We start from the raw sequence: 7,753 nt of genomic DNA on the forward strand, positions 1-7,753 counted from the left end.
GCGGGGAAGCCATTGCACTCAATGCGGGTTATCTAGCAACTGAGGTATTAGATATTGTAGAAAACGGTATGGAAATCTTGGTTTTAGATGCCTCTGCGACCTGCCATATGCCTGATGTACTTGAGATGCCCTATCGTCCACCTTTGAGAAATGGCTTTGAGGCACAGGAAAAAGCCCATACCTATAGACTTTCTTCCAATACTTGTCTGACGGGCGATGTGATTGGTGATTATAGCTTTGAAAATCCAGTCCAAATCGGAGACAGACTTTATTTTGAAGATATGGCTATTTACTCATTTGTCAAAAATAATACCTTTAATGGTATTGGATTGCCAAGTCTCTATCTTATGGACGAACAGAGAGACTGTAGCTTAGTCAAAGCCTTTGGCTATCAAGATTTTAAAGGGAGATTATCATGATGGACAGTCCCAAAAAATTAGGCTATCGCATGCCAGCAGAATACGAGCCCCATCATGGTACCCTTATGATATGGCCGACTCGACCAGGATCATGGCCTTTTCAAGGAAAAGCTGCTAAAGCAGCATTTAGCCAGATTATCAAGACCATAGCAGAAGGGGAAAGAGTCTATCTTTTGGTGGGCCAAGACTACTTAGCTGAAGCTCAAAACTACCTTGGAGATAGCGTTGTTTATTTAGACATTCCCAGCAATGATGCCTGGGCGCGTGATACTGGCCCAACCATTCTCCTTAATGATAAAAGGGAAAAGTTGGCAGTAGACTGGTCTTTCAATGCCTGGGGTGGTGCTGTTGATGGTCTTTATCAAGATTATGAAGATGATGACCAAGTAGCCAGTCATTTTGCTGAGGCCTTGGAAATGCCTGTTTATGATGCCAAACCTTTTGTCCTAGAAGGCGGAGCCATTCATAGCGATGGTCAAGGAACCATTCTCGTGACTGAAAGTTGCTTGCTTAGTTCTGGTCGCAATCCTCATCTTAGTAAAGAAGAAATTGAGAGAAGATTATTGCACTATCTAGGTGCCGAAAAAGTTATCTGGTTTCCTTATGGTATTTATCAGGATGAAACCAATGAACACGTTGACAATGTTGCTGCCTTCGTTGGTCCTGCTGAGCTTGTTTTGGCTTGGACAGATGATCAAAACGATCCTCAGTATGCCATGTCAAAAGCAGATCTCGAACTCTTAGAACAAGAGACAGATGCAAAAGGCCGTCACTTCACCATTCATAAACTTCCAATTCCAGCTCTTCGTCAAGTTGTGACAGAAGAGGATTTGCCAGGCTATATCTATGAAGAAGGAGAAGAAGAGCGATACGCAGGTGAAAGGCTTGCTGCTTCCTATGTCAATTTCTATATTGCCAACAAGGCTGTCTTAGTTCCACAGTTTGAGGATGTAAACGACCAAGTAGCCTTAGATATCCTCAGCAAGTGTTTTCCAGACCGTAAAGTTGTCGGAATTCCAGCCAGAGATATTCTATTAGGTGGTGGCAATATCCACTGTATCACCCAACAAATCCCAGAATAGGAGAAAAAGATGAGAAATGTAAAAGTTGCAGCCATTCAGATGCAATGCGCTAAGGATGTGGCAACAAATATCCAAACCGCAGAGCGTTTAGTACGTCAGGCTGCAGAACAAGGTGCACAAATTATTCTATTGCCCGAGTTGTTTGAACGTCCCTATTTCTGTCAGGAACGTCAGTATGACTACTACCAGCATGCCCAGTCGGTGACAGAAAATACTGCCATTCAGCATTTTAAGGTGATTGCTAAGGAACTAGAAGTTGTTTTACCGATCAGTTTCTATGAAAAAGATGGCAATGTCTTATATAACTCTATTGCCGTCATTGATGCAGATGGGGAAGTGCTGGGCGTTTATCGGAAAACTCACATACCAGATGACCATTATTATCAGGAAAAATTTTATTTCACACCTGGCAACACAGGTTTCAAGGTCTGGGATACGCGCTACGCTAAGATTGGGATCGGTATCTGTTGGGATCAATGGTTCCCTGAAACAGCGCGCTGTCTTGCATTGAATGGTGCTGAATTGCTCTTTTATCCTACAGCCATCGGTTCAGAGCCGATTTTGGATACAGATAGTTGTGGTCATTGGCAACGTACCATGCAAGGACACGCAGCAGCAAATATTGTTCCAGTCATCGCAGCCAATCGTTATGGATTAGAGGAAGTCACTCCAAGTGAGGAAAATGGCGGACAGAGTTCCAGTCTTGACTTCTACGGTTCATCCTTTACGACGGATGAAACAGGAGCTATTCTAGAGCGAGCTGAAAGACAAGGAGAAGCTGTTCTGTTAGCTACTTATGACCTTGATAAGGGAGCAAGCGAACGCCTAAACTGGGGCTTGTTTCGAGATAGAAGACCTGAAATGTATCAACGTATTACGGACTAGTAGGGGAGAAATGAGAGATTCATTCTGCTAGACTCGTTTTCACTAGCAACTATAAGGATACTAGGTCATCTAGCAAGTGGATTTTATATTTTAATCCTCTAAGGCTTTCTCGCGCTTTGATGCGAGGAGCTTTTCTGTTTAAGCTTTATCAATAAAACATGCTATAATAGTTGCAGAAAGGTTGGTATTTATGGCTAGGATATTGGTTATTGAAGATAATAGTGACATTCAAGAGATTTTACGAACACTTCTTACTGAGGAACATGAGGTAATTCAAGCCTTTTCTGGTACAGAAGGAATCATGCGTTTTGACCAAGGTGGGATTGACCTCGTTTTGCTAGATATCATGCTTCCTGGGAAAAATGGGGATCAGGTTTTAAAAGCCATCAGGGAACAAAGTCAAATTCCAGTCATTATGCTAACGGCTTTGAGCGATAAGAAGTTAATCAGTCAATACCTCTTAGACGGTGCCAATGATTACATCGTCAAGCCTTTTGATTTGGACGAAGTCTTTGCTAGGATTACTGTTCAATTACGTCAAAACGTAGAAAAACAGCCTATGGAAATAGAAAAAACTGAAAATCTGCCACAAAACTTGAAAAATATCCAGTTTGATGCAGAAAGTTTTGAAATCAAAAATAGCCAGGAAACGATTCGCCTTGCCAAAAAAGAATGCTTGATTCTCCAAACTCTCCTCAAACATCCTAAGAAAATTTTCACCAAGGAAGAACTTTATGAATTGGTCTGGGAGGATAGCTACCTACCTGGAGATAATACTCTCAATACGCATTTGAGTAATCTTCGTAAAAAATTAAACCAGCTTGACTCAACTCAAGAATATATTGAAACCATTTGGGGAGTTGGGATAAGATTAAAAGGAGACAAGCAATGACCTACATGATGATCTTTGTTCTACTGATACTCCTAACTATTTTATCGATTGTATTAATTCGCTACCATCTAGCACTTAAAAACTTGAATCAACAGATTGAGGACAAGATTCTCACAGGTAGTATGAAAAGAGTCGGAGTCAGCATTTTTTCCAAACATTTTTTACAACTCTACCAGCAAATTGAAAATCTATTTCTGGAAGTAGAACAGTCTCGGTTGGTTATGAAAAGGGAAAAGCAGACTCTGGATATGGCCATCAGCAATATTGCCCATGATATTCGGACACCTTTGACTATCGCGTCAGGCTACACGCAACAATTGATAAAAACTCCTGAAGACAAATCAGAAACCTTACAAAAAATAGCCCAACATCTTGATTTAGTTTCCAAACGTTTGGAGGCTCTCCTAGAATACCGTCGTTTGATGGAAGGAGCTGTTAAACCGAAAATGGAAGAAGTGGATCTTTCCGCTTTTATTACCAAAAAGACTCTGACTTATTATGATGTTTTTCAGGCGGCAAATATCACGCTTGATTTTGAGGTTGAAGCTGGTCTGAAAATGAGGACTGATGAAGACTTACTGGATCGAATTTTACAAAATCTGCTTGGAAATATCCTCAAGCATGGTAAGGAAGAAGCGCGTCTATCTTTGAGAAAGGAAAAGGAACAGCTTGTCTTAGAGATTGCAAACCTTGTTAAACAGCCCATCAAAAGAATAGAAAATCTCAGCAACCGTTTTTATTCTGAAAATCTATCTGATACGGAAGAATCCTCTGGTTTAGGCCTTTATATCACTGAGGAATTATGTCATCTTCTCGGTGCAGAGATGAAACTAAGCACAGATGGGCAGTGGTTGTCGGTTTGCATTTACTTTTAACGAAATAAACCTCCTCTGTAGGCTAGAGGAGGTTATTTTTTATAGACTTTTCTTTTTGAAAACTGTCAGTCCACCTATATTAAAGATTACAATAACAGCTAAGCTACCTATAAATGTGTAGAGAATTGACTCACTATTAGCAGTCATAGCATAGGAAAATTGTAAGGACAAATATGGTAAAAATTTGATATTTGGAAAAATGATCATTGGCATAGAAAGTAAGGTAGAGCTGACCAAATAACCAATAAATACCGCAAGATAAGAATGACTAACATAGAGGATGAAGGAAACAATGGAAAGCCAAGCTAGAAGGCAAAGAAATTGAAGGAAAATGGTTACCAGTAGATTTCCAATAAAGCCATCAGGCATAGTTCCAAATCCATTTAAGATAGTTGCTGGAATAAAGGCAATCACGAGACCGATGATGAGTTGAGAAAGTCCAATGCAAGCCAATACAAAGGCTTTGGCAAGGAAAAACTCGGTACGAGAAACACCCACTGTTAAATTATTTTTATAGAGTTTGCCGATTAAATCAACTCCAAGAACGAGGCAGGCTAGGACGATGCAGAGAAAAACGAGGTTTGAACCTTGACTAGATGCGTTGATAAGTGCTTGTATACCGTCCCAACCATGGGTTGGAATTTCTGGTTCTTCTGTCTGGATTGCCATCAGATGACCAGTAGCTCCAAAAATAGCCCCCATTAACATGATTACAAAGAGAATGAACTCTGTAATCCAGAATCCTTTTGAACGGAAAAGACGGTAAAAGTCTGCTTGAATGGTATGTATCATGATTTTCCTCCTATTCGACCAATTGAGTGAAGTATTCTTCTAGGTTTTGACGGGCATAGTAAATCTCGTCAATGGCAACATCTGCCAAGGTTAATTCCTTGAGAATCTGTTTGACATCTTGTTCCTGACCAAAGATATGAATTTCATTTTCTGGATTAACAACCTTGAACTGGAGCTGGATTTGTTCTTTCAATACTTGACAAGCTTTCTCTTGGTCAGCTGTCTTAAGAACAATATAATCCTCACTTAGTGTTTCAAATTCAGCTTTGCTGATTTCACGGATAATCTTGCCTTGATCTAAAATACCAAAACGATTGGCTAGGAGATAGAGTTCTGACAAGATATGGCTAGAGATGAGAATGGTGATCCCTTTCTCTTGATTGAGCCGTTGAATCATGAGTCGAAATTCTTTGATACCGATTGGGTCGAGACCGTTGATAGGTTCATCTAAAATCAGGAAGTCTGGTTTAGATAGAAGGGCAATGGCGATACCAAGTCTTTGTTTCATTCCAAGAGAGAAATCACGAAAGAATTTTTTACCTGTATCTGCCAAACCTACATAGTCCAGCGTTTCTCGAATGACTTGATCAGCATTTGGAATATGGCGAATCATACAGTAATATTTCAGATTTTGGTAGGCTGTTAAGTGATTATGGGCCACAGGTGATTCGATCACTGAACCTACTCGAGATAGAGCCTTGCTCCACTCATTTTCCGTTTGGCTAGAGAAGAGGGAAACAGTCCCTTTATCCGCAAACAGTAGTTGTGTAACGATTTTTATCAATGTGGTTTTCCCAGCTCCGTTCTTTCCGATAAGTCCATAAATATCTCCCTCTCTTATGGTTAGATGAAGATCCTGAAGAATAGCTTGTTTGTCAAAGTTTTTGGACAATCCATGAATGTCAAGTACTGTTTTCATGATTCTCTCCTTTTGATTTATTTTGATAATTTTAGTATAAAGCATAGAAATCAAAGAAAGCTCAAGGATTTCTAAAGAGTTTCTAAAGTTTTAGGAATTCTTAAATATCAAAACCCAGTTGACATGAACTGGGCTTCTTAATTATAAAATATATTTCTCAATGGCACGCGCAACGCCATCTTCTTCGTTGCTGGCTGTAACGTCATCAGCTAGGGATTTGACATAATCGCTGGCATTTCCCATAGCAATACCAAGGCCTGCAAATTGGAGCATTTCGATATCGTTATTGGCATCGCCCATGGCCATAATTTCTGCAGGCTCAATCTTCAAAATCTCAGCTAGTCGAGAAAGAGCAGTAGCCTTTGTCGTTCCAAGTGGCATGGCTTCATAAATGACAGGCTGCGAACGAACTCCACTAAATCGTTGGCAGAGTTCCTCAGCAAAACGCTGCTCAAAATCATCTGTTTGGCTTTCTGTCCCCAAAAACATGCCTTGGAACATACGGTACTTGCCACTAGTCGCTTCCTCAAGAGAAATTTCAGTTAAATCTGAAAAGACTAGTTTAGCATCATTTTCAATGACTTGATTGGGCTTGCCACCGAGAACAAAATAGTGCTCCTCATCAAAAAGAGTCAACTGAACATCACTCTTTTCAGCTAAGTCATAGAGGTATTCAATGTCAGATGGACTGAGTTCCTGCCAGTCAACTAGCCCCCAGTCACTGGTCTGGTGAGTTGAACAACCGTTATTGACAATGACATATTCGTTCTGGAGGTCAAGTCCTAGTTTTTGATAGTAGGGGAGGACACCAAAGAGCGGGCGTCCCGTACAGAGAACCAGTTTGACACCTTTTTCAATAGCTTGGTGAATAGCAGTAATGTGAGTTTGTGGGATTTCCTTGGCTTCATTGAGGAGGGTTCCGTCCATATCCAAGGCTAGTAGTTTAATCATAAGACTTCCTTCTTTATCTTTTGGTATTATTATAGCATATTTTAGAGGAAAGGAGGAGGAATCTTCGGGCTAATCATGGTATAATATAAGGTAATGAAAAATTCCAACGAGGCAGAGATGAAATTACTTTATACTGATATTCGGACTTCTTTGACTGAAATTCTAACCAGAGAGGCGGAGGAGCTAGTTGCTGCTGGCAAGCGGGTCTTCTACATCGCTCCCAACTCTCTTTCTTTTGAAAAGGAACGCGCCGTGCTGGAATGCTTGTCCCAGCAGGCTTCTTTTGCGATTACCGTCACTCGCTTTGCGCAGATGGCTCGTTACCTGATTTTGAATGATTCGCCTGCCAAGACCAGTCTAGATGACATCGGTCTTGGGATGGCCTTTTACAGATGCCTTGCAGAACTTGCCCCCAAGGACTTGCGTGTTTATGGCGCTATCAAGCAAGATCCTCAGTTTATCCAGCAGTTGATTGAGCTTTACCACGAGATGACCAAAGCTCAGATGAGTTTTTTGGACTTGGAGAGTTTGACGGATGAGGACAAGAGGGCCGATTTACTCTTGATTTTGAGAAAGTTACTGCTTATCTCAATCAAGGCCAGTTGGCTCAGGGAAGTCAGTTGTCTCAATTGATTGAGGCTATTGAGAATAACAAGGTAAGTAGTGATTTTAATCAAATCGCCTTGGTTATTGATGGATTTACCCGTTTTTCTGCTGAGGAAGAGAGAATTGTGGACCTACTTCATGGCAAGGGAGTTGAGATTGTTATTGGGGCTTATGCTAGTAAGAAAGCTTATACTAGTCCTTTTAGCGAGGGCAATCTCTACCAAGCCAGTGTGGAGTTTCTCCATCATCTAGCCTCTAAATACCAAACACCTGCTCTGGACTGTTCTCAAACTCATGAGAAGATGGATAGTTTTGACAAGGCCTCTCGTTTA

At 40.8% G+C, this 7,753-nt stretch carries 7 protein-coding genes and 2 pseudogenes; 6 read left to right on the forward strand and 3 right to left on the reverse strand.

Translation table 11 applies throughout. The features are described 5' to 3' along the window. The 5 genes and pseudogenes from SMIDD26_RS05975 to SMIDD26_RS05995 all read left to right on the forward strand — a co-directional run. Positions 1-419 (forward strand): annotated as a pseudogene (locus SMIDD26_RS05975) (carboxynorspermidine decarboxylase); the annotation flags it as partial. Further along, positions 416-1,501, forward strand: coding sequence for an agmatine deiminase (gene aguA, locus SMIDD26_RS05980; protein ID WP_061439477.1), 1,086 nt, complete (start codon positions 416-418; stop codon positions 1,499-1,501). The pseudogene SMIDD26_RS05975 and the gene aguA, both read left to right, overlap by 4 nt. Before the next feature lie 9 nt (positions 1,502-1,510). Then, entirely contained in the window at positions 1,511-2,386 is an 876-nt protein-coding gene (gene aguB, locus SMIDD26_RS05985) for an N-carbamoylputrescine amidase (protein WP_061439479.1), read from the forward strand. Positions 2,387-2,576: 190 nt separating this feature from the next. Beyond that, positions 2,577-3,278: a response regulator transcription factor gene (locus SMIDD26_RS05990; RefSeq protein ID WP_061439481.1), complete on the forward strand. Its 702-nt coding sequence runs from the start codon at positions 2,577-2,579 to the stop codon at positions 3,276-3,278. After that, positions 3,275-4,153: a sensor histidine kinase gene (locus SMIDD26_RS05995; protein WP_061439483.1), complete on the forward strand. Its 879-nt coding sequence runs from the start codon at positions 3,275-3,277 to the stop codon at positions 4,151-4,153. The genes SMIDD26_RS05990 and SMIDD26_RS05995 overlap by 4 nt, the downstream gene beginning before the upstream one ends. Before the next feature lie 39 nt (positions 4,154-4,192). Here the strand turns inward: SMIDD26_RS05995 and SMIDD26_RS06000 are convergent, their stop codons facing one another. The 3 genes from SMIDD26_RS06000 to SMIDD26_RS06010 form a co-directional block, all read right to left on the reverse strand. Then, entirely contained in the window at positions 4,193-4,945 is a 753-nt protein-coding gene (locus SMIDD26_RS06000; protein WP_061439485.1) for an ABC transporter permease, read from the reverse strand. 10 nt (positions 4,946-4,955) lie between these two features. Beyond that, complete coding sequence (locus SMIDD26_RS06005) at positions 4,956-5,864, reverse strand: ABC transporter ATP-binding protein (RefSeq protein ID WP_061439487.1); 909 nt, start codon at positions 5,862-5,864, stop codon at positions 4,956-4,958. Between the two features lie 141 nt (positions 5,865-6,005). Beyond that, on the reverse strand, positions 6,006-6,815 hold the full coding sequence (locus tag SMIDD26_RS06010) for a Cof-type HAD-IIB family hydrolase (RefSeq protein WP_061439489.1): 810 nt from the start codon (positions 6,813-6,815) through the stop codon (positions 6,006-6,008). A gap of 117 nt (positions 6,816-6,932) precedes the next feature. Here SMIDD26_RS06010 and SMIDD26_RS06015 point away from each other — a divergent pair. Further along, a pseudogene (locus tag SMIDD26_RS06015) lies at positions 6,933-7,753 on the forward strand (ATP-dependent nuclease subunit B); the annotation flags it as partial.

It is taken from the genome of Streptococcus mitis, from assembly GCF_001579035.1.
In the GTDB taxonomy this organism is placed as follows: Bacteria; Bacillota; Bacilli; order Lactobacillales; family Streptococcaceae; genus Streptococcus; species Streptococcus mitis_J.

Excerpts from the sequence above, each read along its gene's own strand:
- aguA (WP_061439477.1), top strand. The coding sequence starts at position 416 with ATGATGGACAGTCCCAAAAAATTAGGCTATCGCATGCCAGCAGAATAC.
- aguB (WP_061439479.1), top strand. The coding sequence starts at position 1,511 with ATGAGAAATGTAAAAGTTGCAGCCATTCAGATGCAATGCGCTAAGGAT.
- SMIDD26_RS05990 (WP_061439481.1), top strand. The coding sequence starts at position 2,577 with ATGGCTAGGATATTGGTTATTGAAGATAATAGTGACATTCAAGAGATT.
- SMIDD26_RS05995 (WP_061439483.1), top strand. The coding sequence starts at position 3,275 with ATGACCTACATGATGATCTTTGTTCTACTGATACTCCTAACTATTTTA.
- SMIDD26_RS06000 (WP_061439485.1), bottom strand. The coding sequence starts at position 4,945 with ATGATACATACCATTCAAGCAGACTTTTACCGTCTTTTCCGTTCAAAA.
- SMIDD26_RS06005 (WP_061439487.1), bottom strand. The coding sequence starts at position 5,864 with ATGAAAACAGTACTTGACATTCATGGATTGTCCAAAAACTTTGACAAA.
- SMIDD26_RS06010 (WP_061439489.1), bottom strand. The coding sequence starts at position 6,815 with ATGATTAAACTACTAGCCTTGGATATGGACGGAACCCTCCTCAATGAA.